Genomic DNA, 16801 nt, shown 5'->3' on the forward strand with positions numbered 1-16801 from the left:
ATGACTAATCCGCATACTATGCAATGAAATATATAAAATTATCCAGAAAATCGAAAATAATTCAGTATTTGTGGGTATTCACCCTCTGTGATTTTTAAAAATTCGAAAATACTATCGGGAACATTTCTCATTGAATCTTGGTTAACTGAGGACGGATCAGATTATCAGTCGGCTTGATTGCGCTATTATAGGTGCTGGTCGAGATGAGTATTGTGTCTGGGCATACCGGGCATTGAGGGTGGCGATCAAGGCCGAACCGAGGTGATCGGGATACCGCGTGCGGCAGGAAAGTCATCATGTCTTCCAGCAAGAAGCGCCTTGAGACCGAGGCGGACGTAGCCACGATCATCACGTTCAGTGGCGAGATGGGCGAAGTCCGCGAAAGCCTGGTCGACGAGATCATGGTTCCGGTCGCCGAACGATTTCCCGACCGGCCCTTGTGCCAAGCACCGCCGCGTGCGGCGGATCTCGACCTGCTGAGACAGCACCGGCCCTGGGGCTACGCGCTGGAGCTGTTTCCCGGTGTCTCAGGAGCCCATCTGGACCGCGAGGCTCCGGTGGTCGACTTCTCGCTGGAGAGTGCGGAGGCATTGTCGATCCGGATGTCCCTGCTCGACAAGGCACTGGCCGAGTTCGCTCCGGTTGGCAGCTTGCTGGACCTCGAGACCGATTGTGGGCTCATTCCGATGAAGCTGGCCGAGCGCATCGGTGGACGCATCGTCGGCATCGACCGCCGCGAGGAGGCGATCCGCCGGGCCAGGGTGCTTCACACCCTCAGCGGTCAGGCGAACCGCCGCTTCCAGGTCGCCGATCCTTACGCGTATCTGGTCGGGTTGAAGCCGGATGCCTTCGACTGCGTCTCGGCCCTGGGTCTCGTCCACCGTCTGACCGATCCGATCCGGCTGCTGCGCCTGATGCACGAGAAGACGGCGCGGCTCGTCCTGATCGACACGGTCATCCATAACGTCCCGGCCCCCGGATGGATCCGCAGAGGACCGCCGGGGGCGCCTGGTGCCGGCGCGCTCCAGCCCACCTATCGCGGCATGATCGACAGTCTGTACCAGGTCGGGTTCGAGAGCGTGACGGAAGTCGCCCCTGCACCGAGTCTGCTGGCCGCCATCGCGCAGCAGACCCCCTATCACTCCCACCGCCGCGCCCTGTTCGTCGCCCAGAAATGGGCCGTCTGACGGCGATACCGTTTCCGCATCGGAAACCGCGTTGAAGCTCGGGAACCGGTCGGCTGGTCGGACCGTTGTGCAATCGGGCACATGGGCACCGACACCGAGCTGCGGAGAGCGCGATGAAGACTATCGACGGAACCGGACTGGAAAGCGACGCGGAGGTCAGCCAGCTGGGCGATCCCGCACAGTCGTTCATCTGCACCCAGAGCGTGGACAAGCTCGCCTGGCGGTCGAAGATCACCACCGAGCAGTCGATGGCGATCCTTCAGGCGGCCGGCATGGCGGGACGACCCCATGACAACAACTGAAGCGACCGCCCCTGTCGACCGGGAGCCGCGGACCCGCCCGATCCCGGACCTGCGCCGGGACCTGGACGCGCTGGACGGGCTGGCCGACCTGATGGACAGCCGGTTCCGGGTGCCCGGAACGAGCATCCGCTTCGGCCTGGACGGCCTGGTCGGGCTTATCCCGGGCATCGGCGACGGGCTGGTCACGCTGCCCGCCTTCTACATCCTGGCGCGGGCCCACCGGCTCGGCGCTCCGACGTCCCTGTTGGTCCGGATGGCCGCCAATGTGGGCATCGATTTCCTGATCGGCGCGATCCCACTGATCGGCGATCTGCTGGATGTCGGCTACAAGGCCAACCGGCGCAACGTCGCCCTGCTGCGCGAGCATTTCGTCAGGGCCGGCCGGGCCTGACCGCGTCCCGGCCTGTTCCGGCTACTCTCCTGCGTCGCGCCGACGGCGCAGGGTGAAGACCCGCCACAGATACCAGCCGACCAACACCGCGATCACCACGTTGCCGACCGCCGACAGGGAGTCGGTGAGGACGTTCTGGCGCTCGCCGAGCCAGTGGCCCGCCATGGTGAGACCGCTGACCCAGATCAGCGATCCCAGGGTCGTGTAGATCAGGAACGGGACCCACCCCATTCCGGCCACGCCGGCAGGGACCGAGATCAGGGTCCGGACCCCCGGCACCATCCTGCCGAACAACACCGCCAGATGCCCCCAGCGACGGAACCAGCGCTGGGCGCTGTCCACGTCTTCCGGCTTGATCGTCAACCAGTGGCCATGACGGGCGCAGAACCGGCGGATACGGTCCGCGCCGAGGGCAAGACCTGCGGCGAACCAAAGGGTCGCGCCGGCAACCGAGCCGATCGTGCCGCAGACGATCACCGCCACCACCGACAGCTCACCCCGCGCGGCGGCGAGGCCGGCGACCGGCATGACCACTTCGGAGGGGATCGGCGGGAACACGTTCTCGATGAACATCAGCAGACCGATCGCGGGTGCTCCCCAGGTCGAAATCCAGTCGTTGATCAGCTCGACCATGGGGGACGTCCTCGCGTGTGCGGTACTCTGCGGTGACAACGGCGGGCGTCGAACCCGGTTGCCTGAAGGGAGCCAGGTATGTGGGGAGGAGGCCAGAAATTCTAACCGGTCGCCATGGCGCGACATGGGTTCAAGCATCAGCTTATGGCCACGTCAAACCCCTGCCATCGCTGGAAAAAGGCGATGCTGCATTGCAATATGATCAGGTTTTCGGTAGTCCCTAGCCCTCCGGCTTCACCGTCCCGCCCAACGCCCCGGCACCCAGGAGGGTACCTCGCTCGATACGCTCAAGAATGACTGGCTCGGCAATGTCCGCAGCGATGTGCTGGCGGCCATGGTCGTCGCTCTCGCATTGATTCCGGAAGCCATCGCCTTCTCGATCATCGCCGGCGTCGACCCCAAGGTCGGCCTCTACGCGTCGTTCTCGATCGCCGTGCTGACGGCCATCTTCGGCGGCCGCCCGGGCATGATCTCGGCGGCGACCGCGGCCACGGCGGTGCTGATGGTGACCCTGGTGCGTGATCATGGGCTGCAGTATCTGCTGGCGGCGACAGTGCTGGCCGGACTGCTTCAGATCGCCTGCGGCTTCCTGCGGCTGGCGACGGTGATGCGCTTCGTCTCCAAGAGCGTGATGACCGGCTTCGTCAACGCGCTCGCGATCCTGATCTTCATGGCCCAGCTTCCCGAGCTGATCGACGTGCCGGGCCTGACCTACGTGATGGTCGCGGCCGGGCTGGCGGTGATCTATCTGCTGCCGCGCCTGACCACCGCCGTGCCGTCGCCGCTGGTCTGCATCATCATCCTGACCGCCGTCTCCATGGGCTTCGACCTCGATCTGCGCACGGTCGGCGACATGGGCGAGCTGCCGGACACGCTGCCGATCTTCCTGCTGCCGGACGTTCCGCTGACCTTGGAGACGCTGCAGATCATCCTGCCGTATTCCGCCGGCATCGCCGTGGTGGGCCTGCTGGAATCGCTGATGACGGCGACCATCGTCGATGACCTGACCGACACCTCGTCGAACAAGCACCGGGAATGCATCGGCCAGGGCATCGCCAATTTCGGCACCGCCTTCATCGGCGGCATGGCCGGCTGCGCCATGATCGGCCAGTCGGTGATCAACGTGAAGTCCGGCGGACGGGGGCGGCTGTCCTGCTTCCTCGCCGGCATCTTCCTGCTGATCGCCTGCGTCGTCCTGGGTGAGTGGGTGCGCCAGATCCCGATGGCCGCCCTGGTGGCGATCATGATCATGGTCTCCGTCGGTACCTTCAGTTGGCAGTCGCTGAAGGACCTGCGGGTGCATCCGCGCAGCTCCTCCGTCGTCATGCTGGCCACCGTGGTGGTGGTCGTGGCGACCCACAACCTGGCCATCGGCGTGGTGGTCGGCGTGCTGCTGTCCGGCATCTTCTTCGCCTGGAAGATCGCCCAGATCTTCCGCGTCACCTCGACCCTGTCGCAGGACGGCTCGGCGCGGACCTATGTGGTGGAGGGCCAGGTGTTCTTCGCCTCCGCCGACAGCTTCCTCGCCTCCTTCGACTTCCGCGAGGCGCTGGACAACGTCACCATCGACGTGTCGCTCGCCCATATCTGGGACATCTCCAGCGTCGCCGCCCTGGACACCGTCGTCTTGAAGTTTCGCCGCGAGGGCGCCAACGTCGAGATCGTGGGGTTGAACAAGGCCAGCGAGACCATCGTCGATAAGCTGGCGGTACACGACAAGCCCGGCGCCATGGACCGGCTGCTCGAGCATTGAGCGGCCGAAACGGGTACGGGCAGCAAGGGAGGGCGGGATGAGCAAGATCGTCGCGATGATCGACGGCTCGATCTATTCGCAGAGCGTCAGCGACCATACCGCCTGGGCGGCCGAGCGGCTGGGCATCGACGAGATCGAACTGGTCCATGTGCTGGGACGCCGCGAAGGGCCGAGCGCGCCGGCGGATCTCAGCGGCAGTTTCTCCGCCGGAATGCGCGAGGAGCTGCTCAAGGAACTGGCCGATCTCGACGAGCTGAACGCCAAGGCGGCGCAGAAGCGCGGCCGGCTGATCCTGGAGGAGGCCGAGGCGGTGCTCAAGGCAAAGGGGATCGCGACCATTGCCCCGCGCCTGCGCCACGGCGACCTGCTGGAAACCCTGGAGGCGGTGGAGACCGGCGCCGACATGGTGGTGATCGGCAAGCGCGGGGCGGCGGCCGATTTCGCCAAGATGCATCTGGGATCGAATCTGGAGCGGGTGGTGCGCTCCTCCCACGTGCCGGTGCTGATCACCTCGCGGGCGTTCAAGCCGATCAAGCGCTTCCTCATCGCCTTCGACGGCGGGCGCACGGCGCTCAAGGCGGTGGACTACGTGGCCCGCACGGCGCTGTTCTCAGGCCTTGAGTGCCATCTGCTGACGGTCGGCGACCGCACGGCCGAGATCGAACGCAACCTGGACAATGCCAAGGCGCTGCTCAAAGGCGGGAACATCCAGGTCTCGGCCGATGTCATCGCCGGCCAGCCGGACCGGGTGATCGCGAAATACGTGGAGGATGTGGGCATCGACCTGCTGGTCATGGGGGCCTACAGCCACTCCCGGCTGCGGCACCTTTTCCTCGGCTCGACCACGACGGAAACGATCCGCAACTGCCTGATCCCGGCGCTGATCTACCGGTAGGCTCTCTTTTTCCCCTCAATAATTAGACACTCCCCGGATTTATTCCGGGGCCTACTCATCCGCGTTCCCGTACGCCCCGAGAGTGGACCCCGGAATAAATCCGGGGAGTGTGAAATGGTGAGCGGAAGTTTGAGAGGGTGAAGGGGAGGGGGAGCGGACGCTAAACCCGCAGCCTGTGCACGTCCTCGAGCACCAGGTCGGCCAGCGTTTCCAACACCTCGCGGCCGCTGGCGCCCGAAAGAACCCCGATCACCAACCCACACCCTGCCGCACGCCCCGCGGCAAGATCGGCCGGGGAATCCCCCACCATCGCCGTCTGCGCCGGAGCCAGTCCCCAGGCCGCCTGGGCGGCCAGGATCATGCCCGGCGCTGGCTTTGCCCCGTGGCCACTGTCATAGCCAACGGTGAAACTCAGATGCGGCGCGATGCCGAGGCGCGCGGCGGTGTCGCGGGCGCCGGTCTCGCTGTCGTTGGTGGCGAGGCCGCAATGCAGCCGGTCGGCGCGCAGCCCGGCGAACAGGGCGGGCAGCGGATCGATGGGCGTCAGGTTGGCCATCGCTTCCCCGTGCCAGACGTCGTCGAGCCAGGGGATCAGGGTCTCGTCGTCGGGGAGATCCGGCGCCACGGCGCGCCAGAGCCGGGCCACCGCGTCGGTGGTGCCGGACGCGAGCTCCGTGCCGGGCAGGATGCGCCGGGTCTCCGGACACCAGCCGCCGGCGACCATCATCCGCTCCGCCAGCTTCGGGCGCCCCAATTGCTCGGCCAGGCGCTGGGCGCTGGCCCAGAAGGCCGGCGTCCAGGTCTCCTCGAACCGGATCAGCGTGCCGTCCTTGTCGAACACGATGCCCCGGATGCCGGCATCGGTCAGAGCCGGGTGCAGCATGGCCGGTCAGTCGGAGTCGAGGGAGGGGCCGCGGCGGGCGCGGCGGATGCCGATCACGATGGTGATCGCGCCGAACACCACCATCCACAGCGGCAGGATCCAGCGGTCGCGCGGATCCATCAGCCGGGCGTCCGCGGGGTTCGCCGGGTCATAGGCGACCGACAGGATCTCGCCGGCCTCGGTCGGCCGGTAGGTGTCGGCGGCAGTCGCCGTCATGCCGCCATTGGCGGTGAGGTAGCGGATGGTCGGCCGGTACAGGGTGAAGCCTTCGGTCGGATCGAAGGTCTCCACCGACACCACGTGGGCCTCCGCCTGTTCGGCGGAGATCAGGAAGCCGATATGGTCCCGCAGCCCGAAGATGCCGCCGGCCAGCGCCAGCAGGCCGACGATCACCAGGGTGCGCGGCCGGATCGCGAAGGGCGATCGGAAGCGCTTCGGCGGGGTGTCTTCAGGCGGGGTATCCGGAGAGTCCGGACGCGGATCAGGCGACACCTTCGCTCGGCCGGACTTCCACGCCCCGGCTGTTGAGGAGTTCCATCAGCTCGCCGGTCTCGAACATCTCGCGCACGATGTCGCAGCCGCCCACGAACTCGCCCTTCACGTAGAGCTGCGGGATGGTCGGCCAGCTCGAGTACTCCTTGATCCCCTCGCGCAGGGACGGGTCGTCGAGCACGTTGATGCCCTTGAACTTGGTGCCGAGATGGCTCAGCACCTGAACCACCACCGCGGAGAAGCCGCATTGCGGAAACACCGGGGTGCCCTTCATGAACAGCACGACATCGCTGCTGGCGACTTCGTCGTCGATCCGGGTCTTGAGGGCCTCGTCGAGCATCGTGAACGCTCCTTTCAGTCTCTCTAGGCGCGCCGGTTATTCCGGGGCGGCGGTTTGCAGGGCGAGCGCATGCAGCTCCGTTCCCATGCGTCCCTGAAGAGCTTTGTACACCAGTTGATGCTGCTGCACGCGGTTCTTTCCCGTGAAGGCAGACGACACGACATGGCATGCATAATGGTCGCCGTCGCCGCGCAGATCCTCGATCGTCACATGGGCGTCCGGGAGCGCCTCCTTGATCAGGCGCTCGATTTCGTTCGCTTCCATGGCCATCGTCGTCTCTCCCTCTGCCGCCGCGTCAGTCTACGGCCGCCATGTAGGTCGGCAGCCACGCCTCGTGCCGGCGGCTCAGTTCCTCCCTCGATATGAGGGGCATACCATTGAGTGTCAATTGACCACCGTCGGCCACGGTGCCCAGTGCGGCGGCCGGAACACCGGCCGACTCGGCACGGGCCATGAGGCCGGCGGGATCCGAGGTGGTCACCACATAGCGTCCCTGATCCTCGCCGAAGGCCCAGGCATGGGTGACGGCACCCTCGGGCGCGGCCACGTCGGCACCGAACTTCTTCGAGGCGAGCGCCATTTCCGCCACCGCGACCAGCAGACCGCCGTCGGAGATGTCGTGGCAGGCGCTGATGGCACCCTCGGCGATCAGGCCGCGGACGAAATCGCCGGTGCGCTTCTCGGCGGCCAGGTCGAGCGGCGGCGGCGCGCCTTCCTCCCGGCCTTCCACTTCGCGCAGGTACAGCGACGAGCCGAGCCAGCCGTCCTTGCGGTCGGCCGGCTGGCCCAGGACCACCAGGGTCTCGCCGGCTGCCTTCAGGGCCGGGGTGGCGAGCTTGGAGACATCCTCGATCACGCCCACACCGCCGATCACCGGGGTCGGCAGGATCGCCGTTCCCTCGGTTTCGTTGTAGAGCGAGACGTTGCCGGACACGATCGGGTAGTCCAGCGCCCGGCAGGCATCGCCCATGCCGGTCACGCAGCCGACGATCTGGCCCATGATCACCGGCTTCTGCGGGTTGCCGAAGTTCAGGTTGTTGGTCGCCGCCAGCGGGGTCGCCCCGGTCGCGGTGATGTTGCGCCAGGTCTCCACCACCGCCTGGGCGCCGCCGGTCTTCGGATCGGCGAGGCAGTAGCGCGGGGTGCAGTCCACGGTGACGGCGAGGCCGCGGTCGGTGTCGCGGATCCGGACAACGCCGCTGTCGGCCCCCGGGCGGATCATCGTGTCGCCCATGACCAAGTGGTCGTACTGCTCCCAGACCCAGCGGCGGCTGGCCATGTCCGGGCAGGACATCAGCAGGGCCAGCACCTCGCCCAGCGACGCCTTCGGCGCCGGCACGTCGGCGGCGGCGATCACCGGCTGCGGGGCGGTCGGCACATGCGGGCGGTCGTATTCCGGCGCCTCGCCGACCAGCGGCTCCACCGGAATGTCGCACTGCACGGCGCCGTCCTTCTTCAGGACGATGCGGCCGGTCTCGGTGACCGTGCCGATCACGGCGAAGTCCAGATCCCATTTCTCGAACACCGCCCGCGCCTCGTCGGCGCTTTCCGGGCGGATGATCATGAGCATGCGCTCCTGGCTCTCCGACAGCATGATCTCGTAGGCGGTCATGCCCTCTTCGCGTACCGGCACGCGGTCGAGGTCGAGCTCGATGCCGAGGCCGCCCTTGTCGGCCATCTCGACGCTGGAGGAGGTGAGGCCGGCCGCCCCCATGTCCTGGATGGCGACGATGCAGTCGCGCTCCATCAGCTCCAGGCAGGCCTCGAGCAGCAGCTTCTCGGTGAAGGGGTCGCCGACCTGGACGGTGGGCCGCTTCTCCTCGCTGTCCTCGTCGAATTCCTTGGACGCCATGGTCGCACCATGGATGCCATCGCGGCCGGTCTTCGCACCCACATAGACCACGGAATTGCCCGGTCCGGCGGCGGCCGAATAGAAGATCCGGTCGGCCTGGGCCAGCCCCACGGTCATGGCGTTGACCAGGATGTTGCCGTTATAGGCCGGGTGGAAGTTCACCTCGCCGGCCACGGTGGGCACGCCGACGCAGTTGCCGTAGCCGCCGATGCCGCGCACCACGCCGGAGACCAGGTGACGGGTCTTGGGATGGTTCGGATCGCCGAAACGCAGGGCGTTCAGATTGGCGATCGGCCTAGCACCCATGGTGAACACGTCGCGCAGGATGCCGCCGACACCGGTCGCCGCCCCCTGATAGGGCTCGATGAAGGACGGGTGGTTGTGGCTCTCGATCTTGAAGACCGCGGCCAGTCCCTCGCCGATATCGATCACGCCGGCATTCTCGCCCGGGCCCTGGATCACGTTCGGGCCGTCGGTCGGCAGCGTCTTCAGCCAGCGCTTGGAGGACTTGTAGGAACAGTGCTCCGACCACATGACCGAGAAGATGCCCAGTTCGGTCAGGTTCGGCTCGCGGCCGAGAATGCGCAGGACGACCTGATACTCGTCTTGGGTCAGGCCGTGCTCGGCCACGACCTCGTCGGTGATGGCGGCGTTGGGAAGGGTCATAGATACTATTCCGCTTTAGAGAGGACGGTAGCTATCAAGCTATAGAGAGTATCCTTATAGAAAGTATTAATTATCAACCATAGAGCCACAAATAGTATTACCGATGACAGTGTCACCTTTTTTGCGAAAATATTTTGAAAGAAAGACTTATTTCCGTATCTGCTTTGGATTTTCGCTCTTTCCCCGTTCGCATGAACAACAAGATTTAAAGTTCGAATAGGGTCTTCAAATTTTGGGTCTCCGAAAAAAAATGTCTCTGACAAAATGGATATATTCACTGTTTGGTCGGGTGACAGGTCTCCTATTTTCACACTTTCTGTTTTTTTTCCATTATTGAAAAAAAATATCCCGCCATTACTGCTTGATTCGTCACTTTGAGACATAACACAAACAATTCGAGGCTCAAATATAGTCACGTCTTTAGCAACAGAGTTGCCGGTATTGTGAATGGTTAAGTTGACCTTGAACAATGCAAAAAATTCAGCACAGGTTCGGGGATTATAGATGAATTCTTGGATTTTTTGGGATTCTTTATGCAAAAAATCCATAGTATTTTTTAGTTCTACTGGGGTGCTTTTGGCATCTTTGACTTCACGGAGGCCCTCTTCGAGGGTCTTGGTCCGAAACGCTATATCACTATACAGAAGACCGCTTTTTCCACTGATCTCTTGGAAAGTAGCGAGCACCAGAATTTTTTTTGTAATTCGAGTATAGACTCCATAAGCCCACGGAGTCGCTATTGCGCCAACTACAGCAACTGCGATACCTGTTAGGAAATCTTGCATGCCAGTTAACTACAAAGACTGCTGAAGGCCGTCGAACAGGCCGCGCCCGTCGGTGCCTCCATGGAGGGCTTCGATCGCGTTCTCGGGATGCGGCATCAGGCCGAGCACCGTCTTGGTCTCGTTGTAGATGCCGGCGATGTCGCGCTGGGAGCCGTTCGGGTTGTCGCCAGGCTTGCCGTCGGCCGACACGTAACGGAACGCGACCTGGCCCCGATCCTCTAGCCGGTCGAGGGTGTCGGCATCGGCGAAGTAGTTGCCGTCGTTATGGGCGACCGGCACCGCGATGACCTGGCCGTCGCTGTAGCCGCTGGTGAACAGGCTCTGCGAGGTTTCCACCTTCAGGTGGACGGTCTTGCATACGAATTTGAGGCCGGAGTTGCGCATGAGCGCGCCCGGCAGCATCCCGGCCTCGGTCAGGATCTGGAAGCCGTTGCACACGCCCAGCACCGGCACCCCCTTGTCGGAGCGCTCCTTCACCGTGCGCATGGCGGGCGACAGCGCGCCCATCGCACCGGCGCGCAGGTAGTCGCCATAGGAGAAGCCGCCGGGAACGACGATCAGGTCGACGTCGGGGATCTCGGTTTCCTTGTGCCAGATCATGGCGGGGTCGTTGCCCGAGGCCTGGCGCAGGGCCATGACCATGTCGCGGTCGCGGTTCGAGCCGGGGAAGACGATGATGGCCGATTTCATGGGCGCTCCAACGGCGGTTGCCCCGGCAGCACGATGCTCCGGAGGCGGGGAGGACCTGTTCGCGCGGAAACTAGGGCCGCGCGCGCCCGTGTGCAAGCGCGGCAAGCAGCCCGGTCATCCGGCGATCTGCGGGGGGCTGCCGTCGGCCCCGATGCGGACCTTGGGCAGGCGCACGATGGCCGTGGTGCCGACGCCGAGTTCGCTTTGAATCTCGAGACTTCCGCCATGCAGTTCGACGAAGGACTTGGACAGCGGCAGGCCCAGGCCGATGCCCTCGTATTTCCGGCTCAGCGCGCTGTCGACCTGCTCGAAGGGGCGCAGCACCGTGTCGATATCGCGCGGGCGAATTCCGATTCCCGTGTCGCGCACCCGGATCACCAGCCCGTCCTGGTCGATCTCCGACTCGATCGTCACCCGCCCCTCGGCCATGGTGAACTTGGCGGCGTTGGAGATCAGGTTGAATAGGATCTGCCGGATCAGCCGCCCATCCGCCCAGATCGGCGGCAGGTCCGAAGGCACGTCGATGGATACCTGGGCCATCGCGCCGGTCTGCCGGCTGCGGACCATCGCGACCGAGGCCGCGACCTCCGTGGCGATGTCGACCCGGCTCTCGCGCAACATGATCTGGCCGATCTCCGCCCGGGTGAGGTCGAGCATGTCCTCGATCAGCGAGAGCAGGCTGTGGCCGCTGGCCTGGACGTCGCGGGCATAGGCCACGTAATGCGGGTCGCCGAGCGGGCCGAACACCTCGCTGACCAGCAGGTCGGAGAAGCCGATGATGGCGTTGAGCGGGGTGCGCAGCTCGTGGCTGACCGTGGCCAGGAACATCGACTTGGCCCGGTTCGCGGTCTCGGCATCGCGCAGGGCCCGCTGCAGCGCCTTCTGCGCCTGCTGCAGCTCCTCACGGTAGTCGGTCTCGTCCACCGAGGTGCCGCGATAGCCGGTGAAGGTACCGGTCTCGTCGAAGACCGGCACGCCGGACACCCGCCAGTGCCGGTATTCGCCCGTGCTGCTGGGAATCGCGTAGCGGAAGTCCCGGAACGGCTCACGCCTATCTAGGGTGGCCTTGTGCTCGCCCCAGTAGGGGCTGGTCTCCGGATCCGCACCGGCCGTCTCCCAGCGCGTGCGACCCAGGAACCGGGTGGGCGGCGGGTAGCTGGCGTCGGCGCGCAGATCCATCAGCAGGGTGAAGCGGAGCTTGGCGTCGAGCTCCCAGAACCGGTCGGAACTCGCCCGTACGAAGTCGCGCAGCCGGGAATCGCTCTCGCGCAGGGCCTGTTCGGCCCGCTTCAGCTCGGTGATGTCGCTGACGGTGGTGATCGTGCCGCCATCGGGCAGCCGGGCGTCGCGGATCAGGTACCAGCGGTTGTCCGACCAGGGGATGAGATGGTCCTCGCCGCCGCGCTGGTGCTGGGCGACGCGATCGCGGATGAACGTCTCGACGTCGTCGTCCTTCGACGGCAACGTGCCGACCCGGACCCGCTCGCGGATGAGTTCCTCGAAGGTCATGCCGATGCGCATCGGCACGCCGGTCTCCCGCGCGATGTCCTGCATCGCCGGATTGACGTAGAGCAGCCGGTCGGCGGAATCCCAGATCTCGATCCCCTCGCGGCTGTGCTCCAGCCCCCGGCGCAGGGACTCGTAGCCGAGCATGGCGTCGCCCATCCGGCCCAGCGCGGCCGGCCCCCGCTCGTCGAAGGTGATGACGATATTGCCCGAGGGCAGGCGGGTGCCGGAGATCAGATGCACCGAGCCGTCCTCGCGCAGCCGCTCAAGCTGGAACGGCAGGGCGTTGCGGGTGAACTCCAGACGCTGGCGCATCCGCGCGTCGGTATCGCCGCCGCCATAGGCCCCCTGTTCGGCGTTGCGGCGGATCATCCGCTCGTAGGGCCAGCCGGGCACCAACTCCGACGGGTCGAGCTCGTTGATCCGGGCGAAGCTGGGATTGCAGGCGATCAGCCTGAGGTCGGCGTCGAGAACGACGATGCCGACACTCGCGTGGGCCAAAGCCTCCAGCAACGCCGCCGCTTCGGGATCCATGCGGCCGTCTGAGTGGTCGTTGCTATTCGGCGTCGGCACGGGCTCGGCTCAATTTCCCTAGTCGAGCGGATCTTAACGCAGATTCTCGCGGAAGGGCCGCGCCAAATTGGCGTGCCGCGCCACGCTGCGCTCGGACCGAGGCCGACGCCGGGATGTCAGCGCTCAGGCGTCGATCCGGATGCTGTAGTTCTCGATGACCGTATTGGCCAGCAGCCGCTCGCACATGGCCTTCACGTCGGCCTCGGCCTTGGCGGCATCGGTCTCGTCCAGGCTGATCTCGATCACCTTGCCCTGGCGCACCTCGCCGACACCGGCGAAGCCGAGGGTGGAGAGCGCATGGCCGATGGCCTTGCCCTGGGGGTCGAGGACGCCGGACTTGAGCGTCACGTGAACGGTGGCTTTCATCGTCTAATCCCGTCTGGTGCGATCGGCGCGTTGCTGAACGGCCCGGTTACTGAACCGCCTTCGGTCCCTTGAGGTCCATCGGACCGGCCTCCGGCAGCACGCCCAGGCGTCGCGCGACCTCCTGATAGGCCTCCTTAACACCGCCCAGATCGCGGCGGAAGCGATCCTTGTCCATCTTCTCGTTGGTGGCGATGTCCCAGAGCCGGCAGTTGTCGGGGCTGATCTCGTCGGCCAGCACGATCTGCACCTCGTCATGCTCGTTGTACCAGCGGCCGAACTCCAGCTTGAAGTCGACCAGGCGCAGGCCGACGCCGAGGAACAGGCCGACCAGGAAATCGTTCACCCGCAGGGCCAGGGTGACCATGTCGTCCAGGTCCTGGGTGGTGGCCCAGCCGAAACAGGTGATGTGCTCCTCGGTGACCATCGGGTCGCCCAGCTCGTCCGACTTGTAATAGTATTCGATGATCGAGCGCGGGAGCTGGGTGCCTTCCTCCAGGCCGAAGCGCTTGGCCAGCGAACCCGCGACCACGTTGCGCACCACCAGCTCGACCGGCAGGATCTCGACCTCGTGGACGAGCTGCTCGCGCATGTTGACGCGGCGGATGAAGTGGTTGGGGACGCCGATCTCGGTGAGCTTCGACATCAGGTATTCGCTGATGCGGTTGTTCAGCACGCCCTTGCCGGTGATGACGCCGTGCTTCTGGTTGTTGAAGGCGGTCGCGTCGTCCTTGAAGTACTGGATGATCGTCCCGGGCTCGGGACCCTCGTACATGATCTTGGCCTTGCCCTCGTAGAGCTTGCGGCGTCTGGCCATCAAACGGGTCTCCAATTCGGCGGATCGGGCGTCGTGTCGCGGTCGTCGCGCGGCGCCGCACTGCGCGAGAGAATGCGGTCCCTATATCAGCAGGTCCCCGCCAACTCAATCGCGGGGCACTGGCGCTGGCCTCAGGCCTCCGGCGCGTCGTCCGCTCCGTCCTGCCAGGCGTCGATCCGGGCGTAGGGGGTGCGATCCGGGCGGCCGGGGGCGAATCTGAGGATCGGCCGGCCTTCGCCCGGGGCGGGTAGGGCCACCAGGCTGGAGCTGCTGGTGCCGAATCCGGTGTCGCTGACGATGGTCATCGCACCCGCCGGCCCGGCATCGGCGGCGAAATCGCGGGCGCCGAGCAGCATGGCCCAGACGTCCCAGTCGCCCTCACCATCCGTGCCGCCGGCCGGATTGGGCGCCGGGGCGGCCCGGAACCGGTCGAGATAGCGCGCGACCCGCGGCGACGCCTTGCGGTCGTTCAGGTCGTGGGCCGTCAGCATGGAGACGCCCTCGGGCACGTTCTCCAGCGATATGCCCGTCTCGTCCTCGCGGTTGGCGATCCAGTAGGCATCCCGGCTGTCGGCGATCAGCAGATTGAAGCCGCGGTAGCTGGACGGCTCGATGGTAGCCAGCGCCCGGGCGGCGTCCGAGGCGTCCGCATGCTCCAGCGCCTCCAGCACCAGTTCGCCCCGCGACCGCTTGCCGGTCGCAGGTCCCAGGGTACCGTGCCGGTTCAGGATGCAGGCCAGCACGCCGAAATCGTTGATGCCGAACCAGCTTCCGCCGGCCAGCACGTCGAGCCCGGCGACCACCTCCGGCCGGTCGGGCCAGTGGCGGTCCGGCGCCTTCCAGGGCCGGTCGGCCATCTCGTCTCGGTTGGCGCCGATGATGACGGGCCATCGGTGGCCCGGCCGGCGCAGGATGATCACGCTGCACATGGGAGGCCATAAGTGGCGCGTCGGCGGCCGGGCGGCAAGGCGGAATCAAGGCTCGACGGCCGCGGCGAACTCCCGCGTTCACATCGCGGAGGGTGTTGTGTATGGTCCGCCCGGTTCGTCCGCGCCGTCCTGCGGGCGACGCTCAGTTTTTTGGGGTTCCGCCTAGCCTGGGAGGCGAGTGATGAGCGGGTTCGACGATCGTGAGAAGGCCCAAGAGAACAAGTCCGCGCATGATGCGGAGCTGCTGTTCAAGGCGACCGCCCGCCGCAACCGGATGCTGGGCGAGTGGGTGGCCGAGGAATTCCTGGGCCTGACCGGCGACGCGCGTACGAGTTTCGCCAAGGAAGTCGTGGCCGCCGATTTCGACCGGCCGGGCGACAGCGACGTGGTGGAGTTCGTGATGGGCAAGGTGAAGGCCGCCGGCGGCGACCTGTCCGAAGCCCGGCTGCGCCACAAGATGAACGAGCTTCTGGTGGTGGCGACGGCGCAGATCAGCGCCGAATCCTGAACCGCCCGATATTGAGACCGGCCGACAGACAGCCTGACATGAGCATTCCCGCCCTGCGTCCGGGTGACCGGACGCCGAACCTGACCTTCCCGGACCTCAAGGGCCGGGCGCGGCAGCTCTATCTGGAGGTCAAGGGCGGACCGATCTTGGTGGCTGCCGTGCCGAACCCGACCGAGGGCGAGGGGCGCAAGCTGCTCTCGGCCCTGTCCAAGCGGGCCGGTGCGCTCGACAAGCTGGGTGTCCATCGCTTTGCCCTGATGCGCCGTGAGGCCGGGGGCGAGATGGATCCGGGGGCGGTTGTGATGATCGATCCCTATGGCGACGGCATGCGGTTGTTCCGGCCGCTGCCGGAAGGCTCGCAGAACGAGTCCGACCGGCCAGAGGCGGCGGTCGCCGCCCTGGATGCCAACCAGCGGGTCATTGCGCTGTTCACGACCGCCGACAGCCGCGACCCGGTGGGCGACGCGGTGAAGGTGCTGGAGGTCGAGGCCAAGGCGGCTCGGGCCGGCGCCCAGCGGCTGGTGCGCTCGGCCCCGGCGATGATCCTGGACAAGCTGCTGCCCGACGCCCTCTGCGACGAGCTGATCGAGCGCTGGAAGGCCGACAATGTCGAGGGCACGGTCAATGACGGGTTCAAGAACGTCGCCGACGACACGGTGAAGCGCAACCGCGAGCACGTGGTCAAAGACCCGGAGATGCAGCGCACGATCGCCCAGCAGATCGGCCCGCGGGTGATGAACGAGATCCAGAAGGTCTTCAATTTCCAGGCGGCGCTGCGTTTCGAGATGCTGACGGTTCTGGGCTATGGCGAGGACCGCAAGGACTTCTTCGCGCCGCATCGTGACAGCCTGCGCTCCGAGCGCCGGCGCCGCTTCGCCGTCTCCCTCAACCTCAACGAGGGGTACGAGGGCGGCGAGCTGACCTTCCCGGAATACGGACCCCATCTCTACGCCCCGCCGAAGGGGGCGGGCGCTATCTTCGGCTGCGAGGTTCTGCACGAGGCCAAGCCGGTGACCAAGGGCCAGCGCTGGGTCCTGACGACATTCCTGATCGACCCGAAGTGACGGGGCGCTAGACGGCGTCTTCGCGCCGACGTCCGGGCTTCTTTCTCCTCCTCTTCACACTCCCCGGATTTATTCCGGGGCCCACCCATCAGCCCGCGTCAGCGTTGGGGCGCTAAGTCCATCGGCAGGTCACGCTGAACGGTGGGCCCCGGAATAAATCCGGGGAGTGTGA

19 protein-coding genes are annotated in these 16801 nt (G+C 65.7%); 7 read left to right on the top strand and 12 right to left on the bottom strand.

Annotated features, from left to right (window positions below; translation table 11 throughout):
• Positions 1 to 296 precede the first annotated feature (296 nt).
• The 3 genes from ACOQOP_RS03060 to ACOQOP_RS03070 all read left to right on the top strand — a co-directional run bounded on the left by ACOQOP_RS03060 (position 297) and on the right by ACOQOP_RS03070 (position 1880).
• Positions 297 to 1187, top strand: coding sequence for a methyltransferase domain-containing protein (locus ACOQOP_RS03060; RefSeq protein WP_420564846.1), 891 nt, complete (start codon positions 297 to 299; stop codon positions 1185 to 1187).
• Between the two features lie 113 nt (positions 1188 to 1300).
• Positions 1301 to 1489 (top strand): hypothetical protein, encoded by a 189-nt coding sequence (locus ACOQOP_RS03065; protein ID WP_420564847.1) that lies wholly within the window; start codon positions 1301 to 1303, stop codon positions 1487 to 1489.
• Positions 1476 to 1880 carry a DUF4112 domain-containing protein gene (locus ACOQOP_RS03070; RefSeq protein WP_420564848.1) on the top strand — a complete coding sequence of 135 codons (405 nt, stop codon included), beginning with the start codon at positions 1476 to 1478 and terminating at the stop codon, positions 1878 to 1880. The genes ACOQOP_RS03065 and ACOQOP_RS03070 overlap by 14 nt, the downstream gene beginning before the upstream one ends.
• Positions 1881 to 1901: 21 nt before the next feature.
• Here the strand turns inward: ACOQOP_RS03070 and ACOQOP_RS03075 are convergent, their stop codons facing one another.
• Entirely contained in the window at positions 1902 to 2513 is a 612-nt protein-coding gene (locus ACOQOP_RS03075) for a DedA family protein (RefSeq protein ID WP_420564849.1), read from the bottom strand.
• A gap of 334 nt (positions 2514 to 2847) precedes the next feature.
• Between ACOQOP_RS03075 and ACOQOP_RS03080 the strand changes: the two genes are divergently transcribed.
• The gene (locus ACOQOP_RS03080) at positions 2848 to 4266 is read left to right on the top strand and encodes a SulP family inorganic anion transporter (protein WP_420564850.1); all 1419 of its coding nucleotides are present in this window, start codon (positions 2848 to 2850) and stop codon (positions 4264 to 4266) included.
• A gap of 37 nt (positions 4267 to 4303) precedes the next feature.
• Positions 4304 to 5161 (top strand): universal stress protein, encoded by an 858-nt coding sequence (locus ACOQOP_RS03085; RefSeq protein ID WP_420564851.1) that lies wholly within the window; start codon positions 4304 to 4306, stop codon positions 5159 to 5161.
• Between the two features lie 160 nt (positions 5162 to 5321).
• Here the strand turns inward: ACOQOP_RS03085 and ACOQOP_RS03090 are convergent, their stop codons facing one another.
• The 11 genes from ACOQOP_RS03090 to ACOQOP_RS03140 form a co-directional block, all read right to left on the bottom strand.
• On the bottom strand, positions 5322 to 6044 hold the full coding sequence (locus tag ACOQOP_RS03090) for an HAD family hydrolase (RefSeq protein WP_420564852.1): 723 nt from the start codon (positions 6042 to 6044) through the stop codon (positions 5322 to 5324).
• Between the two features lie 6 nt (positions 6045 to 6050).
• Positions 6051 to 6536: a DUF3592 domain-containing protein gene (locus ACOQOP_RS03095; protein WP_420564853.1), complete on the bottom strand. Its 486-nt coding sequence runs from the start codon at positions 6534 to 6536 to the stop codon at positions 6051 to 6053.
• Complete coding sequence (gene grxD / locus ACOQOP_RS03100; RefSeq protein ID WP_322330402.1) at positions 6526 to 6876, bottom strand: Grx4 family monothiol glutaredoxin; 351 nt, start codon at positions 6874 to 6876, stop codon at positions 6526 to 6528. Before grxD ends, ACOQOP_RS03095 begins: the two co-directional genes overlap by 11 nt.
• Before the next feature lie 36 nt (positions 6877 to 6912).
• Positions 6913 to 7146 carry a BolA family transcriptional regulator gene (locus ACOQOP_RS03105; protein ID WP_322330403.1) on the bottom strand — a complete coding sequence of 78 codons (234 nt, stop codon included), beginning with the start codon at positions 7144 to 7146 and terminating at the stop codon, positions 6913 to 6915.
• Between the two features lie 25 nt (positions 7147 to 7171).
• Complete coding sequence (gene purL / locus ACOQOP_RS03110; RefSeq protein WP_420564854.1) at positions 7172 to 9394, bottom strand: phosphoribosylformylglycinamidine synthase subunit PurL; 2223 nt, start codon at positions 9392 to 9394, stop codon at positions 7172 to 7174.
• A 5-nt stretch (positions 9395 to 9399) separates the two neighbouring features.
• Entirely contained in the window at positions 9400 to 10179 is a 780-nt protein-coding gene (locus tag ACOQOP_RS03115) for a hypothetical protein (RefSeq protein WP_420564855.1), read from the bottom strand.
• Between the two features lie 9 nt (positions 10180 to 10188).
• The gene (gene purQ, locus ACOQOP_RS03120) at positions 10189 to 10869 is read right to left on the bottom strand and encodes a phosphoribosylformylglycinamidine synthase subunit PurQ (protein ID WP_420564856.1); all 681 of its coding nucleotides are present in this window, start codon (positions 10867 to 10869) and stop codon (positions 10189 to 10191) included.
• A gap of 114 nt (positions 10870 to 10983) precedes the next feature.
• Positions 10984 to 12909 (bottom strand): PAS-domain containing protein, encoded by a 1926-nt coding sequence (locus ACOQOP_RS03125; protein ID WP_420564857.1) that lies wholly within the window; start codon positions 12907 to 12909, stop codon positions 10984 to 10986.
• A 162-nt stretch (positions 12910 to 13071) separates the two neighbouring features.
• The gene (purS, locus tag ACOQOP_RS03130; RefSeq protein WP_420564858.1) at positions 13072 to 13314 is read right to left on the bottom strand and encodes a phosphoribosylformylglycinamidine synthase subunit PurS; all 243 of its coding nucleotides are present in this window, start codon (positions 13312 to 13314) and stop codon (positions 13072 to 13074) included.
• Between the two features lie 46 nt (positions 13315 to 13360).
• Positions 13361 to 14128, bottom strand: coding sequence for a phosphoribosylaminoimidazolesuccinocarboxamide synthase (gene purC / locus ACOQOP_RS03135; protein WP_420564859.1), 768 nt, complete (start codon positions 14126 to 14128; stop codon positions 13361 to 13363).
• Positions 14129 to 14259: 131 nt separating this feature from the next.
• Complete coding sequence (locus tag ACOQOP_RS03140) at positions 14260 to 15057, bottom strand: NRDE family protein (RefSeq protein WP_420564860.1); 798 nt, start codon at positions 15055 to 15057, stop codon at positions 14260 to 14262.
• A 181-nt stretch (positions 15058 to 15238) separates the two neighbouring features.
• On the opposite strand from ACOQOP_RS03140, the gene ACOQOP_RS03145 reads away from it, so the two are divergent.
• A complete protein-coding gene (locus ACOQOP_RS03145; RefSeq protein WP_420564861.1) occupies positions 15239 to 15565 on the top strand; it encodes a DUF1476 domain-containing protein in 327 nt (108 codons plus the stop codon).
• 38 nt (positions 15566 to 15603) lie between these two features.
• Positions 15604 to 16629 (top strand): hypothetical protein, encoded by a 1026-nt coding sequence (locus ACOQOP_RS03150; RefSeq protein ID WP_420564862.1) that lies wholly within the window; start codon positions 15604 to 15606, stop codon positions 16627 to 16629.
• Positions 16630 to 16801 lie beyond the last annotated feature (172 nt).

This window comes from Thalassobaculum sp. (genome assembly GCF_965223715.1).
Classification (GTDB): domain Bacteria; phylum Pseudomonadota; class Alphaproteobacteria; order Thalassobaculales; family Thalassobaculaceae; genus Thalassobaculum.